General features: G+C 45.1%; 14 protein-coding genes and 1 other RNA gene. 3 read left to right on the forward strand and 12 right to left on the reverse strand.

The genetic code is table 11. The features are described from left to right. The first annotated feature begins 31 nt into the window (after nt 1-31). On the forward strand, nt 32-1,423 hold the full coding sequence (locus tag AAA938_RS12085) for a purple acid phosphatase family protein (RefSeq protein ID WP_338228993.1): 1,392 nt from the start codon (nt 32-34) through the stop codon (nt 1,421-1,423). Here AAA938_RS12085 and AAA938_RS12090 read toward each other — a convergent pair. From AAA938_RS12090 to AAA938_RS12140, 11 genes are all read right to left on the reverse strand, one after another. Further along, nucleotides 1,411-1,551 carry a hypothetical protein gene (locus tag AAA938_RS12090; RefSeq protein ID WP_338228994.1) on the reverse strand — a complete coding sequence of 47 codons (141 nt, stop codon included), beginning with the start codon at nt 1,549-1,551 and terminating at the stop codon, nt 1,411-1,413. The two genes, AAA938_RS12085 and AAA938_RS12090, sit on opposite strands and share 13 nt — an antisense overlap. 197 nt (nt 1,552-1,748) lie before the next feature. Continuing rightward, the gene (locus tag AAA938_RS12095; RefSeq protein WP_338228995.1) at nt 1,749-2,972 is read right to left on the reverse strand and encodes a S8 family serine peptidase; all 1,224 of its coding nucleotides are present in this window, start codon (nt 2,970-2,972) and stop codon (nt 1,749-1,751) included. 126 nt (nt 2,973-3,098) lie between these two features. Then, entirely contained in the window at nt 3,099-4,541 is a 1,443-nt protein-coding gene (locus AAA938_RS12100) for a S41 family peptidase (RefSeq protein ID WP_338228996.1), read from the reverse strand. A 73-nt stretch (nt 4,542-4,614) separates the two neighbouring features. Then, nucleotides 4,615-5,325 (reverse strand): cell division ATP-binding protein FtsE, encoded by a 711-nt coding sequence (locus AAA938_RS12105; protein WP_338221564.1) that lies wholly within the window; start codon nt 5,323-5,325, stop codon nt 4,615-4,617. A 1-nt stretch (nt 5,326) separates the two neighbouring features. Then, nucleotides 5,327-5,530 carry a fructose-6-phosphate aldolase gene (locus AAA938_RS12110; protein ID WP_338221563.1) on the reverse strand — a complete coding sequence of 68 codons (204 nt, stop codon included), beginning with the start codon at nt 5,528-5,530 and terminating at the stop codon, nt 5,327-5,329. Nucleotides 5,531-5,572: 42 nt separating this feature from the next. Beyond that, nucleotides 5,573-6,232, reverse strand: a complete 660-nt coding sequence (fsa, locus tag AAA938_RS12115; RefSeq protein ID WP_338228997.1) for a fructose-6-phosphate aldolase — start codon at nt 6,230-6,232, stop codon at nt 5,573-5,575. A gap of 125 nt (nt 6,233-6,357) precedes the next feature. Then, nucleotides 6,358-6,444, reverse strand: an RNA gene (gene ffs / locus AAA938_RS12120) — signal recognition particle sRNA small type. Nucleotides 6,445-6,602: 158 nt separating this feature from the next. Further along, nucleotides 6,603-9,236, reverse strand: a complete 2,634-nt coding sequence (locus AAA938_RS12125) for a valine--tRNA ligase (protein ID WP_338228998.1) — start codon at nt 9,234-9,236, stop codon at nt 6,603-6,605. A gap of 131 nt (nt 9,237-9,367) precedes the next feature. Then, nucleotides 9,368-10,747 carry a RagB/SusD family nutrient uptake outer membrane protein gene (locus tag AAA938_RS12130; RefSeq protein WP_338228999.1) on the reverse strand — a complete coding sequence of 460 codons (1,380 nt, stop codon included), beginning with the start codon at nt 10,745-10,747 and terminating at the stop codon, nt 9,368-9,370. Between the two features lie 12 nt (nt 10,748-10,759). Then, entirely contained in the window at nt 10,760-13,738 is a 2,979-nt protein-coding gene (locus AAA938_RS12135; RefSeq protein ID WP_338229000.1) for a SusC/RagA family TonB-linked outer membrane protein, read from the reverse strand. Nucleotides 13,739-14,093: 355 nt separating this feature from the next. Next, nucleotides 14,094-15,980 carry a CocE/NonD family hydrolase gene (locus AAA938_RS12140; protein ID WP_338229001.1) on the reverse strand — a complete coding sequence of 629 codons (1,887 nt, stop codon included), beginning with the start codon at nt 15,978-15,980 and terminating at the stop codon, nt 14,094-14,096. A 170-nt stretch (nt 15,981-16,150) separates the two neighbouring features. Between AAA938_RS12140 and fahA the strand changes: the two genes are divergently transcribed. Together fahA and AAA938_RS12150 are read left to right on the forward strand one after the other, a co-directional pair. After that, on the forward strand, nt 16,151-17,419 hold the full coding sequence (gene fahA, locus AAA938_RS12145) for a fumarylacetoacetase (RefSeq protein WP_338229002.1): 1,269 nt from the start codon (nt 16,151-16,153) through the stop codon (nt 17,417-17,419). 245 nt (nt 17,420-17,664) lie between these two features. Beyond that, complete coding sequence (locus AAA938_RS12150) at nt 17,665-19,176, forward strand: hypothetical protein (protein ID WP_338229003.1); 1,512 nt, start codon at nt 17,665-17,667, stop codon at nt 19,174-19,176. Between the two features lie 57 nt (nt 19,177-19,233). Here AAA938_RS12150 and AAA938_RS12155 read toward each other — a convergent pair whose 3' ends face one another. Next, entirely contained in the window at nt 19,234-19,758 is a 525-nt protein-coding gene (locus tag AAA938_RS12155) for an FKBP-type peptidyl-prolyl cis-trans isomerase (RefSeq protein ID WP_338229004.1), read from the reverse strand. Between the last annotated feature and the right edge of the window lie 5 nt (nt 19,759-19,763).

The following is a 19,763-nucleotide window of genomic DNA, read 5'->3' on the forward strand; positions in this document are numbered from 1 at the left end:
TTTCCTAACTCATCCTTTTCACATATTTTCCATGAATCCCAAGTCGAAAATCTTTCTATTCATTCTAGTCACTTGCCTTTCCTATGCATCATTTGCGCAAGAAGGGCTCACCTATCGCGCCCCTCAATTTCATTTCGATTGGTCTAAACCTTCTCCCTATCCCGACCGAATTGTGGTTAGTTTTGGTGAAGATCCAAGCAAGGAAGCAAGCGTAACCTGGAGAACTGACAGTACCATTGCTCAGGGGTATGCAGAAATAGCTTTGGCCACTGCAGCTCCAAAGTTTTGGAAAATGGGTAAATCCTACGAGGCCAAGTTGGAAGTATTGGATGCCCGCTCTATTCCTGAAACCAATGTGTATGCGCATTATCATTCTGTTTCCTTCACAGATCTTTTGCCAGATGAGGTATATGCCTATCGGGTAGGGGATGGGGAGCGTTGGAGTGAATGGTTTCAATTCAGAACCGCCTCGGAGGATCCTGATGAAAAGTTTTCGTTTCTCTATGTGGGCGATGCTCAAAACTACGTATTGGAGCTTTGGTCCAGACTTGTCAGAGAGGGATTCAGAACTGCCCCCGATGCTCGTTTTTTTATCCACGCAGGAGACTTGATCAATAGTGCTCACCGAGAGCAGGAATGGCATGAGTGGTTTACAGCCGGAGGGTTTATCCATAGCATGATTCCATCTATGCCCACACCGGGAAATCATGAATATCGAGCCAAAAACCAAGAAGAAGCTGCCCGGAAAGAAAGAAGCCTTTCCGTACAATGGAGGCCTCAGTTCACGCTTCCTCTGAATGGTCCCAAGGGATTGGAGGAGACGGTGTATTACATGGATTACCAGGATGTGAGGATGGTGTTTTTGGATTCTAACAGAGATCAGGTTATTCAAGCTGATTGGTTGGAAGGGGTTTTGAAAAATAATCCCAAGAAATGGACAATTCTCACCTATCATCATCCGCTTTTTTCAGCATCCAATGGCCGGGATAATGAAGAGCTAAGGAAACTCTGGAAGCCGATTTTTGACAAATATCGCGTCGATCTTGCCCTACAGGGACACGATCATGCGTACGCAAGAGGAAGAGTTTCCCCAGGAGAAAATGTCATGGATGGATTGAATCTCCGAGATCAGACGGGCACCGTGTATGTGGTGAGCGTGAGTGGAGGTAAAATGTATGATATCGGAGATGATTGGACTGCCAAAGGCGGACAGCGGGATCGCATAGCTGAAAATACCCAGCTTTTTCAGGTGATCACAGTGGAAGGAAATCGCCTGAAATTTGAATCCTATACCGCCATCGGGGAGCTTTATGATGCATTTGAATTGGTAAAAGGGGATAATGGCATCAACCAATTTATCGAACTCCGAGTAAATGCGGTCCCGGAAAAGACCCATTCCAATACAATACCTTACAAGGATTGATCGGGAAAAAGATAAAAGGCTAGAAGGGTAGTGGCAAGAGAAAGGATCAAGCTGAATCCCATGATTTTGAGATAATTCGTCTGCCATTGTTTTCCATTTCCAGGAGTTTGAACGACAAGCTTTCTCATGGGCCTTATTGATAACTGAACCAAGGCCAAACTTCCTAAAAAGTAGACTAAGAATAGTAGCGAAAAGGTTGCTATTTTTTCCATAAATCAAAGTAACCCTAAGCTTACTGATTCTGAAATAAATAATTGAAAATTAACGAAATGATAACAAAAAAAGAGGTGGGCTTTTCTTGTCCACCTTTTTTTAGTTTTGAGCTTTATCTTATCGCAATCGGATCAGGATTGCCGTCAGGATCATTTTTGACTGTTCCATTTGTGCTGATGTTTCCAAGTAAGAGGATGCCTGCAACATGTGGAGTTGCCATAGAAGTACCGCTGATGGTATTGTAGCCTCCCCCTTTCCAAGTGGATTGGACACTTACTCCAGGTGCGCAATAGTCAACCGGTGGATTTCCAAAGTTGGAGAAGGAAGCCCAAGAGTCAGAGCTGTTCATTGCAGAAATGGTATATACATTGGTTCCATTGGCGCTTCCTGGTGACACATTGTTTGTGTTTTGGGATTCATTTCCCGCAGCCAAGGCAAATTTAATTCCGTTGGATGCAGCGGCAACTACCGCATCGTTCACAGCCTGTGAATAGGGACCACCAAGGCTCATATTGGCTACATCCCCAGAATTGCCAGTAGCAGCAACAAAGTTGATCCCCGCGATCACACCGGAATAGGAGCCCGAGCCGGTAGCTCCTAGAACCTTGATCGGAACCACTTGTGCACCAGCAGCTACACCAATTACACCAATGGAATTATTTTTCGCGGCGATAGTTCCTGCCACATGGGTTCCATGGCCATTTCCATCATCTAGGGATCTGCCGTCTTTTCCAGAAGTAAATGCATTAAATCCAGCACTGGCATTGACATTTAGATCTGGATGATCCAAATCAATTCCTGAATCTAAGATGTATGCTTTTTTGCTTCCCGTGTAATTCACCGCACCACCTACTCGGGTAATGCCCCAAGGAGTAGTTTGGCCGGTGGAGCCTCCTCCGCCACCTGGTCTGCCTTTTTGGGCAATACCCATCATTCGGTCAGGCTCTATGTAGCTGACTGCCGGGTCATTGGCTAAAGCCTGAGCCTCATCGGTAGATAAAGAGATTGAAAATCCCTCAATGGTATTTCCAAAGATATGATCCAAATTAGCTTCTGAGATTCTGTACTTGGATAGCAGGGAGACAGTGGTTTTCCTCATGGAGGATTGAACTTCCTCGTAGCCCATGGACTTTCTCAGATTAAGTCCAGAAGGTTTAAGCACGACAATGTATTTGCCGGGGATAATATCTCCTGCAGCAAACTTTACTACTGCTAATTCGCTTGATGCGTCCAAGGGGAGATTATCCTCGGTAGGTTGGCAGGAAAACAGCATAGCTCCTATTGCTGAAGCCAATGCTACGGGTTTGAAAAGATTGGGAATTGAGAATTTTTTCATAAAGTTTATTTTGGTTGGTGGTTGATTTATAAAATAATTTTTGGAATCTAATTAGAAAAAATTTTAATGCCAACAAAAAAAAGCTGTCCGATGTGAACAGCTTTTATACTTATGAGATAATCATTTTTAGTTTTCTGAAATTCTCGCTTGGATCAGGTCACGAATCGGCTTTTGGATTTGGGGATCATCTTCGATCAAATTGCCAAATCGGACTTTGTGCTCTAGGGTACTTCCTACATCTACACGGTCTAGCTTTTCGATTCTGGCTCCTGAGGCTACTCCAGTGATTCGTTCAATTGCTGTCCTAAGCAACAATTCATTGGTATCACCCAATGGCCGAAGCCTTTCTGAAGATTCCAGCGCTTCCACATTTGGTCCAAAGCCATTGGTATAATCCGACTGATCCAGACTATTGAAGCTCCGAGTCACAATAGGCAGCATTCCGTATTTGTTTTCAGGGTTGTCCTCATCTTCAAAAGGAATGGAACCCACATTTTTTCCTGTAGTCGTAGCTCCGATCAGAAATACATCCATATAGGGTCTTAGGCCGTTGATGATGAGCTCTGATGCAGATGCCGTTCTTCGTGAGGTCAGAATGTAAACTCGATTATTTTCCAAAACAGGACCCAAGTTTTGAGACTTGTTTCTGAAGGTAGTCTGCACATTTTTTAGCTCGTCAAACTGCATCAGGAAGTTATTGTATTTGGTTTTGGAAAACACATCTTTATCTGTGACTCCCGGGGCAATTAAGCTAGCTAGATTGATAGCCGAAGAGACAAATCCCCCTCCATTATATCTAAAATCCACAATCAGATTATTGATTCCTTCAGCTTTTAGCTTGGCAAAAATCTGATCCATCTGACTATCGTATTCTGTGCTGCCACTTCCAGGTCCAGGAGCGAAGAAATGGTAAATCACATAGCCGATTTTTTTGTCTTCAATAGTGTAAACTGTATCCAGGAAATTGGGGTTTTCAGCCAACTGCACCGGCACTAAAGAAACTTCTGCCTGTGGTACAAAACCTCCGTCTGATTCACTGAAACGGATGAAATTCAAAGAATGCGGCTCATCAATACCTCCAAGAACTGTTTGGTAATTGTCCAGATTCATTTGGGTACCATTGATCCGGGTGATGATGTCTCCACGGCGAAGGCCAGCGCTTGAAGCTGGGCTGTTTTTCTTGATGTAGGAGATCTCCGCAATCACATTATTGTTGCTGGAGCTTTCCCGATAGAGTGTGAATTCATAACCTGCCTCCAAAGAAACCCCTCCAAGGGAATTAATCAATTCCTGATAATCAGGATAAATCGCAGAAAACCGATCGGTGGGTCTATTTAGCAATGACTCGAAATAATCCTCAGGGGCAGAAGTATTGGCTACGGGAGTTTTCATTTCTGCGAGCCATAAGTACACTTCATCCATTACAGCCTTAATCCACCCATTTATGGCTATATTCGGATTTTCGGGTTCTTCAATTACCGGCTCAGTATCCTCTTCGTCTTTACAAGAAGAAGCGCCGAATGCGACTAGTGCTACAAGTAGCAGTTTGAGGAGAAGTTTACTTTTCATTGGAGTACTAATTAATATTTCGATAACGTCTTGAGGGACTGGCTTGTTTCTTTTTTGAAAAAAAAGCCTGATCTCAAAAAGATGAACCTAGAGAAACGTCGTGTAGCTGACTGTCCAGCAGTTTGCCTTTTTCACATTTTAGGACTCGATAGGGGAATTTTCTAAGCAATTCATGGTTGTGTGTGGCCATAAGAATAGCGGTTCCTTTTTTATTGATATCCTGAAAAAGCTTGAAAATCTCATCAGCCACATCCGGGTCCAGGTTTCCTGTTGGTTCATCTGCCAATAGGATCGAGGGTTCATTGAGCAATGCACGGGCGATTACCACTCTTTGCTGCTCCCCACCTGAGAGTTGGTGAGGCATTTTCATCAGAGAATCTATCAGACCTACCTGAATTAAGACTTCGCTGATTCGCTCCTTGATTTTTACCTTATCCGTCCAGCCGGTTGCGCGGAGTACAAAAGAAAGGTTTTCGCTTACGTTTCTGTCATAGAAAAGCTGAAAATCCTGGAAGATGATCCCTATTTTCCTTCGGAGAAAAGGGATCTCCGAATTCTTGATTTTTTGTAAGTGAAATCCTACCACCTCACCAAGTCCGGCCCGAAGGGGTAAATCCGCATAGAGGGTTTTCAGCAAAGAACTCTTGCCGCTGCCTGTCCTGCCGATCAAGAATACGAATTCGTGCTTTTCTACAGCAAAATTCACCTCATTAAGCACCGGAGATTCACCTTGGAAAATGGTGGCTCCGGTCATCTGCAATACAGGCTGAGTACTAAAATCCATATTATAATTCCAGTTTTTGAAGTTTTCCGAAAGGCAATTCTCTGATCAATTCCTCCAGCTCCTCTTCCTTGCCTTCCAAACCGAATTTTTCCATGTTTTTCATGGGTCTATCCGCACGGAAATAGGCGACCAATACGAAGTTTTCATCCCGAATTTGGATGTAATCCGGGATTTTGGCCTTGCCTTTTACTTTGATTATATACATGATTAGACTTCGGTAAATGGATAAACGATCAGCCTCAAGTATTTATTTGGAAGCTGCTTTGGCGTGGTCAGCCAAAAACTGAGCCAGTCCGGAATCGGTAAGCGGATGCTTTAGCAATCCGGTAATCACTTTCAGCGGGCAGGTCACCACGTCGGCACCGATCTCTGCACACTTGACCAAATGCATGGTGTGACGGATAGAGGCTGCCAAAACTTCTGTTTCGAATCCATAATTGCCATAGATATGAACGATCTGACCGATCAGTTCCAAACCATCATAGGAAATATCATCCAATCTTCCGATGAAAGGGGAAAGGTATGTGGCTCCAGCTTTTGCAGCCAAAATGGCCTGTCCGGCTGAGAAAACCAGAGTACAGTTGGTTCGGATACCCTCGCTGTGAAAATATTTGATGGCTTTGATCCCGTCTTTGATCATTGGGATTTTTACCACGATTTTATCATCGATTTTGGCTAGGTCCTTTCCTTCCTTGATCATTCCATCAAAGTCCGTAGAAATGACCTCAGCGCTTACTTTGTCGTCTACGATATCACAAATGGCCTTATAGTGGGCTCTTACATTGGCGTCTCCGCTGATTCCTTCTTTCGCCATGAGAGAAGGGTTGGTGGTCACTCCGTCCAAAATGCCCATGTCGTAGGCTTCTCGGATTTCAGCCAGATTGGCTGTGTCAATAAAGAATTTCATGGAAATAGGTTTTAATGATAAGAAAATCTAGGGTCGAAAGATCAGAATTCGATCTGGACAAAGTTAGAAGATAATTCAGGAATCGGAATCTTCAGGAAAAGCTATTCAGGAAAATTAGGGCAAAAAAAGAAGCGGCATCGCACCGCTACAACCGCCTACCCTTGCTTCCTTCCGGACCTGGGGGATTCAGCAGGAGCTGGTCGTGCCGCTAGGCCACAAAGGTAGGGTAAAAATGACTCAGGGCAATATCTTTTTCAAAATTCAAGGCTATCTGCCTTGGATTCAGGTGAAAAAAGTAAATCCGAAGTCAAAAGGCTCCGGATTTGTGTATTGGTAAAATACCTTTCAGGTCTGAAATATCTCAGAGGGTTTATCCCAGCTTAGCCAAGCTTTCTTCCAAAGCTTTGATTTTGGCTTCCGCATCGGCTTGCTTTTTCTTTTCCATTTCCACTACCTGTGCCGGTGCACCGGCTACAAAGCGCTCATTGCTCAGCTTTTTCATCACTGAATTCAAGAAGCCCCGAGTGTATTCCAGTTCCTTTTGGAGATTGGCTTTTTCTTCTTCTACATCAATGGAGTCTCCCATAGGCACAAAGCACTCGTCTGCTTTGACCACAAAGCTCATGGCATTATCCACCTTTTCGGCAAATGATAAGGAGGAAAGGTTGGCCAGCTTGATCAATACTGCCTCAAAGCGGGAGTAAAGCCCCTCGTTTTTGGTATTGATAGTCAGATCAAGTGACTCTTTGGGAGACATCCCCTTGGATGCCCGGAGATTTCTCACTTGAGAAACCACCTCGAAGACTTGCGCTGCTTCTTCGATGATCTTGGGATCAAAGCCTTTTTCTTTTGGCCATGCCGCCAAAATAAGGGACTCATCCACACTTCTTTCTTTGATCAAATGCCAGATTTCCTCGGAGATAAATGGCATAAACGGATGAAGGAGCTTTAGAATCGACTCGAAGAATTCGATGGTTTTGTCATAAGTGGCCTGATCGATGGGTTGCTGATAGGCCGGCTTAATCATCTCCAGGTACCAGGAGCAGAAGTCATCCCACACCAATTTGTAGGTAGACATCAAAGCGTCTGATATTCTGAATTTTTCGAAATGCTCATTGATTTCCGTCAAGCCTTGGTTGAATCGGTTTTCAAACCACTCCAAGCTAGCATTATTGGCAGAGCCATCCAGCTTAGGATCAATTTCCCAGCCTTGAACCAATCGGAAGGCATTCCAAATTTTATTGGCGAAATTTCGGCCTTGTTCGACCAGTTTCTCATCAAACGGAAGGTCATTTCCGGCAGGAGAGGAGAAAAGCATCCCGGTCCTTACCCCATCGGCTCCGTATTGCGCGATCAGGTCCAGAGGGTCAGGGGAATTGCCAAGAGATTTGGACATTTTTCGGCCTAGTTTGTCTCGTACAATACCTGTCAAATAGACGTTTTTGAAAGGTTTTTCTCCCATATACTCATAACCCGCAATAATCATTCGGGCTACCCAGAAGAACAGGATTTCCGGTGCAGTCACCAAATCATTGGTCGGGTAGTAATATTTCAGTTCCTCGTTGGGCTTACCCGTGGCAAATACATCCGTATCAAAAACTGATATTGGCCACAACCATGAGCTGAACCAGGTATCCAACACGTCCTCGTCTTGGTGGATGTCAGCCAGAGTCCAATTGGCTCCGAATTTTGCATTTGCCTCTGTCAAAGCTTCTTCGGCTGTTTTGGCTACCACAAATTCTCCGTTGGGCAGGTAGAATGCCGGAATCCGATGTCCCCACCAGAGTTGGCGGGAAATACACCAATCGCGCACATTTTCCATCCAAACCCGGTACATGTTTTTGAACTTTGGTGGATGAAGCTGGATCACATCCTCCATGACCGAAGAGAAGGCAGGCTTGGTGATTTCGTCCATTTTTAGGAACCACTGCAAAGAAAGTTTGGGTTCGATCACTGCATCAGTTCGTTCGGAATGGCCGACATTGGACTTGTAATCTTCGATTTTTTCGAGTTGGCCGGCTTCTTCGAGAAGCTTTCCGATTTTCTTTCTGGCGATGAATCGGTCTTCTCCTACCAGAATTTGCGCTTTCTCGTTTAGTGTTCCATTGTCATTGAGGATATCGATGACTTCCAGCTTGTGCTTGATGCCTAGTTCGTAGTCATTGATATCGTGAGCAGGAGTCACTTTGAGGCATCCCGTTCCAAACTCCATATCCACATATTCGTCTTCGATGATTGGAATCGCTCTATTAATCAGAGGGATAATGGCTTTTTTGCCTTTCAGATGCGTGAATCGGTAATCATTTGGATTGATACAGATCGCTACGTCGGCCATGATCGTCTCCGGACGGGTAGTGGCGATGGTCAGAAACTGATCTTCCTTTCCTTCGATTTTGTATTGGATGTAATAGAGTTTGGAGGAAATTTCCTTCATGATCACTTCGTCATCCGAAAGTGCAGTTTGCCCTTTTGGATCCCAGTTGACCATGCGAATACCTCGGTAGATTTTTCCTTTTTTGTACAAATCCACAAAAACTGAAATCACCGCATCGCTCAATCCCGGATCCATGGTGAAGGCAGTCCGATCCCAGTCGCAGGATGCGCCGAGCTTTTTGAGCTGCTCCAGGATGATTCCCCCGTATTTTTCTTTCCATTCCCAGGCATGCTTTAGAAATTCCTCTCTGGAAATATCCTTTTTGTCGATACCCCGCTCTTTCAGCAGTTGAACCACCTTGGTTTCGGTGGCAATGGAAGCGTGGTCAGTTCCGGGTACCCAGCAGGCGTTTTTGCCTTGCATTCGGGCACGGCGAATGAGAACGTCTTGGATGGTATTGTTCAGCATGTGGCCCATGTGGAGCACCCCGGTGACGTTAGGCGGAGGAATCACGATAGTGTACGGTTCCTTGCTGTGGTCGATTTGTGAGGAAAAGAGCTTGTGCTCCATCCAGTAGGCGTACCATTTGGCCTCGGCGGCTGCCGGTTCGTATTTGCTGGCAATAGACATACTCAGGTTTATGTTTTTTCGAAGGGGCAAAAATAGGAGAAAATGGGGAAAAGGCTGTGTTGAAGGCTCAGATAAGGGCAAAAGAAAAAAGACCGACATCGCTGCCGGTCTTTGATTAAATGAATTGAAAATTAGTCTCCTGAATATTCATCCCAGTTCAACTCAGCCTGAGGGTGAGGGAATTGGGTGAAAATAGTACCTCCGTCATAGCTGGTAGGGATTTCAGATAGCTTACCATATCTACGGGCATCAATCCATCGGTGACCCCAAGGTTCAGCCCATAGAGAGTATCTTCTTTGATACAGAATCTCGTCAATCAATGCTTCCGTAGAAGTAGCACCTGTATAATCCCCCAGTCCTGCGGCATTGCGAATGATATTGATCGCTTCCACTGCTTGAGCAGGTTGATTGAGATTGGCATGAGCTTCAGCCTTAAGCAGAATCAATTCTTCATTCTTGATGAATGGAATAGAGACTGTATTTGAAGCCCAACGGGCATCCTGATGGGTGCCAACTAAGGCGCCGGCATCCGTGGTGACTGTCACAGGAGTTGTTCTTTCGAAGAACTTTTCCTGCACCCGCAAATCACCAGGAGTAGCATCGTCCAATACTGAAGGATGGACTACGATGATGGTATTGATTGCCGCATCAGGGATATAAAACAGCGGATTGAAGATATCCGGTGCTGCACCATAGGGATGGGAAGGGCCAATTTGTAAAGGACCATTCAAATTCATAAAGGATTGTTCCAGTGCAGAAAGCACGCCCTGCCAATCTTTGCGATAAGCATTCAGCCTAGCGGTAATTGCCCGGTTTACGCTTCTAAGTCCCTGGATAGTACTGAAGCCGGTAAATCCTCTTGTCAAAGTAAAAGGGAAGTTTCCGGATCCAGCAGCTGCCAAATCCGCATCACCTGCGTCCAAGATTGCCTTGATCGCATCCAATGCCTGAGCATAAGGTACAAAAGGCCCAGGATTCAGAGGATCAGTCACATCGATTCGGATACCATTTTCATAAACGAAATTGGCGGGAATCATAAACTGATAACCCTGAATGGTCTTGGCAAACCCATTTACCGCACTTTTTGAGGTTTCAGGAATCAAACTTGTGTTTTGAGCAGCCAAAATCAGGACATCGGCTTGCTTGATTGCCTGATAGGGAGCTGCCCAAGATCCTCCTCCGGTACTTCCAAATCCAAAGTAAGACCGGTCAGGGACTCTTCCGTTTTGTCCCAGCCAATCTGTCTGGAAGCGAGGATCAGAAGCATTGAGGTACCAAACTTCTCTGCCGAAAGTATTCCAAGCTTGAGAAATATTGGTCACGTAGCCACGATGGCGTGATTCTAATCCCGTTATCAGAAATTGGATCTGTTGGGGAGTTGCATTGTTGGCCACAGATCCTACTGAAGGGTTATTTGGATCTTGGACATCGTCAAGTTGCAGCGGATTACAGCTGGCGAGAACTGCGGCGGTAATCAATGCTGAAGCAAAGTATTTTTTTACATTTTTCATGATTATGCCGGTTTAGAAGTCAATAGTTAGGTGGAAGAATACTCTTCGGGGAGTAGGGTAGGGAGCAATGTCCACGTTGTTTGCAATGGCCTGTGCACCAAAAGTGGAGGTTTCAGGATCGTAACCCTGATAGTCTGTAAACAGAAAAGCATTGTTTACAGAAGTACCTACTTTCAGGTTTTGAACAGTATTGCCAAACCAGCTGTTCAGCGTGGTTCTTGGAACAGTATAGTACAAGCCGATTTCTCTGATTTTGACAAAAGAGGCGTCTTGCACCCATCTGCCCGCATTGTTGTGAGGAGCAGGTGGTCTTTGTCTTCCGTTTGGAATTCCGTCACCATTGTCATCTTCAAACCAACCATTGGTGGTACCGCCACCGTCTGTAAGGAAAGAGGTCAGGTTGATGTTGTCGCCTCCTTTTTTCCAATCAATCAAGAAGGAAAGTTCCAAACCTTTAAATAGACTCAAGGTATTGTAAAATGACATATTGAAGTCTGGCTGAGCATCTCCCCAAAAGGTAAATCCTCCTGGATTATCAGCGTTTGCAGGAGTACCCACAATGGTAGTGGGAGAATATCCTTCAGCATAGAGGAAGGTTCCCAAACCTGCTCCAAATGCACCTGCAATGTAGGTTGGAATGCCCAATCGAGTCATCAAAAGGTCATTTTTCCAGAACATCACCCGGCTGAACCAACGGAAATTTGCTGTTTCGACAGGTGTGCCCGAAATAGAAAGCTCGATTCCTTTATTTTCCAGTTCGGCCTCATTACTTGGGGTGGTATTCACCCCTGTAGAAGGAGACAGATTCAGGTTTTGGATATTATTCTGAGTGGACTTGATGTAATAGGTCGCTTCAATACTCAAGCGATTATTAAAGAAACCTGCATCTAAGCCAAACTCCAATTCTCTCGCCGTTTCTGGAAGAATCAGCGTGTTTCCAATTTGAGTACTTACCACTGAGCCGAGTAGTCCTCCGATGTTGGTTCCACCTAGCGGAGTGAAAGTTGCCCCAAATCCAACCGGACCTGCGGTTTCACCATAGGCTACTCTTGGCTTGAGTTGATTCATGAATCCTACATTCCAGAAGTCAAAATTAGCCAAGTTAAACGCCACAGAAGCTCTAGGGAAGGAGTAGAATTGGTTAGGGTCTCCGTTCAGAGTAGATTTGTCCCAACGGATACCCACTGTACCGATAATCTTGTCTTCCCAGTTTACCTCCTGCTGGGCAAAGATGCCCGCATCCTGAATCTTGCTGTTGAACTCAGCATTGATTTCCTGAATTGCAGCTTGCTTGAGGTTGGTTTGTCCTGGTACCAAGCCTCTTCCTCGGTTGAAAATAGAGCTGTCTTCAAAATCCAATCGGACCAAACCAGCGGATGTATTCATATTCACTGATCCTAAATTCCAGTTGTACACCAAAGCAGCCTGGAAGTTTGTGTTGAAGCTTTCTTGATTTCCTTTGAAGATATCTCCTGGGTTAGCTTGTCCTCTTTGGAACTGGAGAAACTCAGGAAGATAAACCAAGGTGCTGTTTTGCAAATAATCCAATCCTCCCGAAAACTGTGCTTTCAGGAAGCTGTTGCTCGTCTTGAACAAGTCAATATCCAAAGTGAATGACTGGATGAATCGGTTGACCAGCGAGTTGTTTACTGCATTATCGGTGACTGCTACCGGGTTTTCAGAGAAATAGGGGTTGATAGGATAGGTTCCATCTGCATTTCTTCTCAAATCATAATAATTGGGGACATAGGCGATGGAATAACCGATTGAAGCTCCAGTGTTATTCTGGTTTCCGGTAAAGCCCCTGTCAGTGTTGGACCGAATGTAATTGGAAGAAACACCCAATTTGATGGAATTGGTGATTTTGTGGTCAATGTTTGCCCGGATAGAATATCGCTCAAATCCAGTATTTCTGACCGTTCCATCTTCGTTGGTAATATTTCCTGAAACAAAGAATTTGGTTTTTTCATTACCTCCAGACACATTCAGGCGAGTGTTAAGTAGGGTTGCCTGATTGTTATAGAAGAAATCTTCATAATCCACAAAGGTTCCACTGGCTTGAGCAGCTCGGAATCTTTCCAATTCCAGTGGTCTTCTGGCTTCTGGGAAGAAGAAGTTGATCTTTTCTTCACTCCAATCATCCACACCCAATAATCTGAGTGGCTCTGCAAACCCGATATCCTGGGAAAGAGAAACAGTAGTTCTTCCTTCTTGGCCTCTTTTGGTAGTGATGATAATTACCCCGGCATTTGCCCTTGTACCATAAATAGCCGCAGCTGATGGGCCTTTTAGGATTTCTATGGTTTCGATGTCGGCAGGGTTAATGTCTGCCAATCTATTCGAGCCGTCATCCTGATTACTTCCTCCGGCACCGGTTACCGTGGCTCTACCTGTCCTTTGGGAGGCATTGCTGACGTAGACTCCATCAACAATAATCAAAGGTTGAGAAGCACCTGTCAAACTGGAAATCCCTCTCAGTTGAATGGAAATCCCTCCACCGGGAGCACCGCCATTGGATCGGATAGTAGCTCCAGGCACTTTTCCATAAAGTGCTCCGTCAGTTGTTTGGATAGTCGTGGTTCCTAATAGTTCTCTGGAAGAGACTGAGGTCACGGCATTGGCGAGGTTACTTCTTTTGACAGAAGTAGCCAAACCGGTGACTACGACTTCTTCCAAGTTGGTTGCATCTTGCTTCAACTGAATATTCAGGATGCTGACACCCGGAGCCACATTGACGTTTTGAGTCAGGTAGCCGATGGAAGAGAAAATTAGGGTAGTACCCTCATTGGTAGGAATCGTGATCGAGAATCCTCCGTCTAGGTCAGTGATCGTTCCAGTGGTAGTTCCCTGGAGGAGAATACTGGCCCCAATTAGCGGTTCGCCAGTACGCTCGTCAGTGACTTTTCCTGTGACTGTGTACTGAGCCCAAGCCCAGCCCACCGACCCCCACAGGAACGCCATAGTGAGCAAAGTTTTGTAGAGTTTAAACATAGATTTGTGAAATTGTTGGTTGTATCCGAATTTCTTAAAAATTCTTCAATCCAAATGCTTTTTAGAATAATTCGAGAAAAAAAAATGATAAACGGAAAGAATCTCCTACAATAAGTAATATTTCAAGATTGGTTTGATCTTTTGAGGGAAATAAGAAAGGAGTAACAATCTTTTGCCAAAAAAGTGGAAATCCTCAAGCCCCCCTTTGCTGTCTCTGGCCAATCTCTTGAAAAAAATCCCATTAGCAGTCTGATTATTCCAGTGGGTGCAACAAAGGATAGGGGATTTCGAATTGCCCCTTTTTCCCTAAAAGAAAAGACCGACATAGCTGCCGGTCTTTCTTTAAGCGTCAATTTTACTTTTTCATCATTGGGAGTACAATCCTGCTTTGGAATTTGCCACCATGGTGAATGTTGTTGGTGGCGACTTTTCCTTCGGTTTCATCGTAATTGTTTCCACCTGTGTTCATATTTCGATCAAATCTTGGGAAGTTCGAAGAACTCACTTCGATACGGATTTGATGCCCTTTTTCGAAGTAGTTGGACGTGCTCATCGGAGTCATTTTGATTTCATAGACTTTTCCGTTTTCCATCATGACTTCTTTGTCATATCCTTCACGGTAGCGTACTCTTTGGATGGTTTCATCGAGGTTATAGGCCTTACCGTCAGGATATACATCGATCAGCTTGATGGTCACGTCCGTATCCAAAACGTCGGAGGATAGGTACAAATAGCTTTCGATAAAGCCTGAAACTTCCACTCCTTCGGCTAAGGGCTCCGAAGTGTACACCAAGATATCATCCCGAAGTTCCATTTCACTTTGGTCAAAGGCACCACCTTGGACAGCATTTCCGGTACAGCAGACGTTTCCGCCATAGGAATTGACCGGATTCATCGGGTCATACTTGAAAGTGTCTTTGGCCTCCGTTTTTGGGGCTTTTGCTACCAATTTTCCATCTCCGTTTCTTGTATTGGCTTTTCCCTCGGAGTCCAAAAAGAAAGGAGTCATCACTGCTTCTTTTGGAGGCCATACATCAGAAGACTGCCATTTATTGATTCCCATGGTGTAGTAAGTCACTTTGGGAAGCTTTGCAATAGTTCCGTTTTCGTCTTTTCCTTTCAGCCAAAGATCAAACCAAGCGGTAATTACTTCGTCGTAATTCCATCGTGCATCACCTACGCTTCTTTCACCCACGATGGTATTTTCCGTTGCTCGTGTATAGGCGCAGTGCAATACCGGTGCGATTACCAGGTATTGGTTGTCCCGGGCCATTTGGCTGATGGCATTCTGACGGGCATGGTTGTATAGAGCGATGTTAGGGGAGGAGGAGACATCATACCAAGATACAAACCACATGCTTGGCGTATCGAAAGGCATGTCATCGTGATACAATCCACCCTGATACCATCTGGCACTGTTGGGCTTTCTGGTGATCATCTCCTCATAGATTCCCATTGGGCCATTGGCATTTTTAATGATGTCTTGCACAGGTAGATGAGCCAATCCCTCTTTCCAATCCACTCGAGGATATTCCGGCGCCATGTCATAGAAGCGCTGCAATCTCAACAGGTCTTTTTGCTCGATACCCGGCTGCAATCTTGGAGCCATTGGGTCATGCTGAGTGCTGTACAGCCATGCAGTAAAAAGCATCTGTCCCGCACCACCCCGATACCAGTTGCCCTGCTCGTAGTAGTCTCCGATCCTGCCGACTCCTGCACCGTAACCCTGAGGTACCATGGCACCCAAAGCAGGGTGCTGAAGGGAGGCCGCAGCCATTTGCCATTCGGCAGTGGAGGAACAGCCTAAAAGACCGATTTTACCATTGCTCCAAGGCTGGGTAGACATCCACTCAAACGCATCGTAGCTATCCGTCAATGGGGTGCCGAGAATGTCCCAATTTCCTTCGGAAAAGAATCGTCCCCTTTCGTTTTGTACCACGTAGGCATAGCCTTTTTTCACCCAAGAAAGGGCAGTCTGAAGGGTTCTTTCATTCATTTCTCCGTTTCCGAAGGTGTTGAAATTATAAGGGGTTCTGGAGTAAACGACAGGTACTTTGGCATCCCCTTTGGGTCGATAGATGTCCGTCGCGAGCCGGGTTCCATCCCGCATAGGCATCATTACTTTCTGATCGATGATAGCGATCTCATCGAGTTGGACTAAAACAGGTTTTTCCTGGGCAATAACCAGTGGACTCAGTCCCAGAAAAAACCAAAAAGAAAACAGTATCAGTTTTGATCTCATAGTTTGTTGAGTTTAGAAAACTTAAGTTAAGCACCAAATTCCAAATCGTCGCTGATTTTTGATAAATGGCTTTTTTTAGCCTGAGTCTCACGGATTATCCTCACGGAGGTGTGGTTTGATTTTTCATTTACCCAGATAAGGCTAAATTTGCATCTCAATAATTTTTACTTATGTCCGACAGTTCGAACAATACCCTGAGTACCTGGGTAGAAATGCCGAATCACTCCGATTTCACCATTTATAATCTTCCCTTTGGAGTTTTCAAAAACAAAAAACTCAGCCCGAGAATCGGGATAGCAATAGGGGATAAAATCGTCGACCTCAGTGTTCTGGATCAGGAGGGCTTCTTTTCCACCTTTTTCCTGCCTGAGGGAATATTTCTAAAGGATTCGCTCAACGACCTGATCGCTTTGGGGAAAACACAAACGCGCAAAATCAGAGAGCGGGTACAGCAGCTTTTACTTGCAGACAACGAAGAGCTGAGAGATCATTCTGCCCGGGGAAAAGTGATGGTCAACCGCAAAGAGGCAGAAATGCTCCTGCCGGTAAAAATCGGGGATTACACTGATTTTTACTCCAGCATAGAGCATGCGACCAATGTGGGTAAAATGTTCCGTGATCCGGAAAATGCCCTTTTGCCCAACTGGAAGCACCTGCCCGTAGGCTATCATGGAAGGGCCTCTTCCATAGTCGTGTCAGGTACACCAATCTATCGTCCAAAAGGGCAATTCAAAGATCCGAATATGGATAAGCCGGGTTTTGGACCCAGTCGGAGATTGGACTTTGAATTGGAAATGGCATTTATTACCGGACGCCAAACCAAACTTGGGGATGCTGTAAGTACTGCAGATGCCGAAGAGTATATTTTTGGAATGGTCCTGTTCAATGATTGGTCTGCCCGAGATATTCAAGCTTGGGAATATGTACCCTTGGGTCCATTTTTGGGGAAAAACTTTGGATCTTCCATTTCTCCATGGGTGGTCACCTTGGAGGCCTTGGAACCCTTCCGTGTGGCTGGTCCTACGCAAGAACCCGAGGTGCTCGATTACCTCAAATGCGAACAGAATCACAGTTTTGACATCAATCTGGAGGTGTATATTCAGCCGGAAGGCAAAAAAGCCACCAAAGTCTGTCAGTCCAACTTCAGCTACATGTACTGGAATATTGCCCAGCAGCTAGCCCATCACACGGTCAATGGATGCAATATCAATGTAGGGGATATGATGGCCTCTGGCACCATATCCGGCGCGACAGAAGACTCCTACGGTTCTATGCTAGAACTCAGCTGGAAAGGAACACGACCTGTGAAGCTGGAAGACGGGGAAGAACGCAAATTTATAGAGGACGGAGATACGGTAACCCTGAAAGGCTTTGCAGAAAAAGACGGCATCAGAGTGGGGTTTGGTGAAGTAAGCGGCAAAATCCTTCCCAGTAAGTAATTTATAAAGGTTCACTTTCTTAAATCCCTCAAAAATCCTGTCACAAATGGCAGGATTTTTTTGTTTTTAACCAAAAAGGTATAGCTTTATATCTAACTGATTTTCAGATACTTGTTAAAATAGTTTAACAAGCGTATTAGGTTCCCGAAAGATTTTGTCAATGTTCCTCTTCGGGATATTTATCCAGTAGTTTCCGGTCTCCGGAGTGAATACCTAATTTATTTTTAACTAAAATTCTTCAATTTATGGCTAAGCTAAGAAGCCTTTCCATTACGTCTCCCATCGTTTTTGCACTTCCTTTCAAAAGCGAATGGGCACAAGTCCCTATTGATCTCGATGCTCCTTTCAGTTCGGGTGCTTGGGATGATGCCGGTACCCTCAAGTTTTCGCGGGGGTTTGTTTTGGCAAAGAATGATGCCAGATTTCTCTATTTGGCTCTGGATGTAGTCGAGGACACCGGAAATGACACTGGAACCAACGATTATTTTTGGTTGACTTTTGATGTCAACCGGGACCGGGCGATCACTTCCAATTCGGACGTGAACTATGCTCTCTACCCCGGACAGCCCAATAAATTGGGTAAACAAAAATACCTTGGTCCGGGAAGGTGGACCGGTCTTCTTCCTGATACTTCAATGAGTGAAGTGCGGCAGGAATTTGGGTCCAGTATGAATGCTTCCGGGTCACACAGGATTTGGAAATTCAAAATCGATCTGAGTGAAATCAATGTGGCCATTTCCTGGCCGCTGAGCACGCCCTACACTTATTTCGGGTTCCGGGTTAAATCCAGCAGCTCTGGGTTTACTACAGATTTTCCCGGTAATTTCTACAAGGATTTTACCAAGCTCCGTCAATTAGTCCTTTCCCGAAAACCTGCCATTCCATCCAAGGATTTGGGACCGTTGATCGGAAGTGTGGGAATGATTCCCACGACTAAGATCAATTCCTCAGGAAGAGCTACCACAGATCCGGGCTATTTCGTTCCTGCCCAAAATGCAGCTTTCGGCGGTACGCTCAATCTGATTGGTAATCGAACCAAAATTCAGAATCTTTGGGATGCTGGCAGAAAAAAATATCAGGTACATATCACCCCTCCGGGTGGTACTGCCCAAAAGCTGATTTCCAATTGGTCGAATTACCGATGGAATGGGTCCACCTATATTTTGGAGACTTTTGGTCCATCAAGCTTGGGATTCTATGAATTGCCGGATCCGTCCAAGGATTATTCCATTGATGATCTGCTGATTCAGTTTCCTACCACAGCCCTTCTTCCCGGTCTTTATTCAGTCAATGTGGTGTTTTACAAGCGGGTAGGCTTTGTGGATTTGCCTGACCTCACGGCCAGTCAAACCATTGAACTCTATATAGATAATCATCTACCAGAGGTGAATATTGAAAGCATCAAGCATGGAAAGACCGAAGTCTCCGCCTGTGCGATTGAGACAATCGGCAATGCTCCGGATGGAATCAATTTCAGGATTACGGCATTTGATCCTCAGGGAAATCTTCTGGGAGTCAGCTTCTATGCTACTTACGGTGCAGGTCAGTCGGCGGCAATATTTTCAGAAAGCTATGAACCTTCCAAAGGCAATTGGCAGGGATTTTCCAATCAATTGATCCCCGCAAGCGGAAATTGGAGACCGCCTCAAAGCTGTGCTTATAGCTTCATTGTCTCCGCCACTGCCCGAACGACCAACGGGTATGGCTATATTGGGAGAGTTTCCAATCACCGAAACCTTACGCTTTTGCTAGGCTAAAAGAAAACAGCCACCTGGATTGACTCTTAGGTGGCTTTTTCATTTTATTTATCTCGATCAATCGTGAGCGCCGTGCTCTCCGTGCACATGTCCGTGCTCCATTTCTTCTGCGGTGGCAGGTCTTACCTCAATGATTTTTCCATCAAAGTGGAGGTCAAAGCCCACCAAAGGATGATTGAAATCCAAAATCAATTGATCCCCCAGATTTTTGAGGATTTTGGCCTGCATGCTATATCCATTTTCATCCATCAGCGGAAGAAAATTTCCTTCATCCAGCATTTCGGGTGAAAAGCCCCTCTCTCCTGAAAATTGAGCCGTGGGTAGGGTAATGATCAGCTCATCATCGGCATCTCCATAAGCTTCTTGGGCACTGAGCACAAAGGAAAAATCTTCCCCTTCTTTTTTTCCGGCAAGAAGCTCTTCAAATTTTTCAGGAAGGCCGCTTTGGCCAAAAAGAAAATAGAATGGGTCTTCCTCGTCCCTGATTTCCACACTGAAAGGCGCTGACTCGATATCGTCCTCGTCTCGGCTGACTTTGAGTTCGTAGGTCAGGCCTACCACTGTTTTTTCCTCGATTTTCATAGATT

This window comes from Algoriphagus taiwanensis (genome assembly GCF_036245645.1).
Classification (GTDB): domain Bacteria; phylum Bacteroidota; class Bacteroidia; order Cytophagales; family Cyclobacteriaceae; genus Algoriphagus; species Algoriphagus taiwanensis.

Coding starts and splice junctions, on each gene's coding strand:
- AAA938_RS12140 (WP_338229001.1), bottom strand. CDS start 15,980: ATGAGATCAAAACTGATACTGTTTTCTTTTTGGTTTTTTCTGGGACTG.
- AAA938_RS12100 (WP_338228996.1), bottom strand. CDS start 4,541: ATGAAAAGTAAACTTCTCCTCAAACTGCTACTTGTAGCACTAGTCGCA.
- AAA938_RS12105 (WP_338221564.1), bottom strand. CDS start 5,325: ATGGATTTTAGTACTCAGCCTGTATTGCAGATGACCGGAGCCACCATT.
- AAA938_RS12095 (WP_338228995.1), bottom strand. CDS start 2,972: ATGAAAAAATTCTCAATTCCCAATCTTTTCAAACCCGTAGCATTGGCT.
- fsa (WP_338228997.1), bottom strand. CDS start 6,232: ATGAAATTCTTTATTGACACAGCCAATCTGGCTGAAATCCGAGAAGCC.
- fahA (WP_338229002.1), top strand. CDS start 16,151: ATGTCCGACAGTTCGAACAATACCCTGAGTACCTGGGTAGAAATGCCG.
- AAA938_RS12130 (WP_338228999.1), bottom strand. CDS start 10,747: ATGAAAAATGTAAAAAAATACTTTGCTTCAGCATTGATTACCGCCGCA.
- AAA938_RS12150 (WP_338229003.1), top strand. CDS start 17,665: ATGGCTAAGCTAAGAAGCCTTTCCATTACGTCTCCCATCGTTTTTGCA.
- AAA938_RS12090 (WP_338228994.1), bottom strand. CDS start 1,551: ATGAGAAAGCTTGTCGTTCAAACTCCTGGAAATGGAAAACAATGGCAG.
- AAA938_RS12125 (WP_338228998.1), bottom strand. CDS start 9,236: ATGTCTATTGCCAGCAAATACGAACCGGCAGCCGCCGAGGCCAAATGG.
- AAA938_RS12110 (WP_338221563.1), bottom strand. CDS start 5,530: ATGTATATAATCAAAGTAAAAGGCAAGGCCAAAATCCCGGATTACATC.
- AAA938_RS12155 (WP_338229004.1), bottom strand. CDS start 19,758: ATGAAAATCGAGGAAAAAACAGTGGTAGGCCTGACCTACGAACTCAAA.
- AAA938_RS12085 (WP_338228993.1), top strand. CDS start 32: ATGAATCCCAAGTCGAAAATCTTTCTATTCATTCTAGTCACTTGCCTT.
- AAA938_RS12135 (WP_338229000.1), bottom strand. CDS start 13,738: ATGTTTAAACTCTACAAAACTTTGCTCACTATGGCGTTCCTGTGGGGG.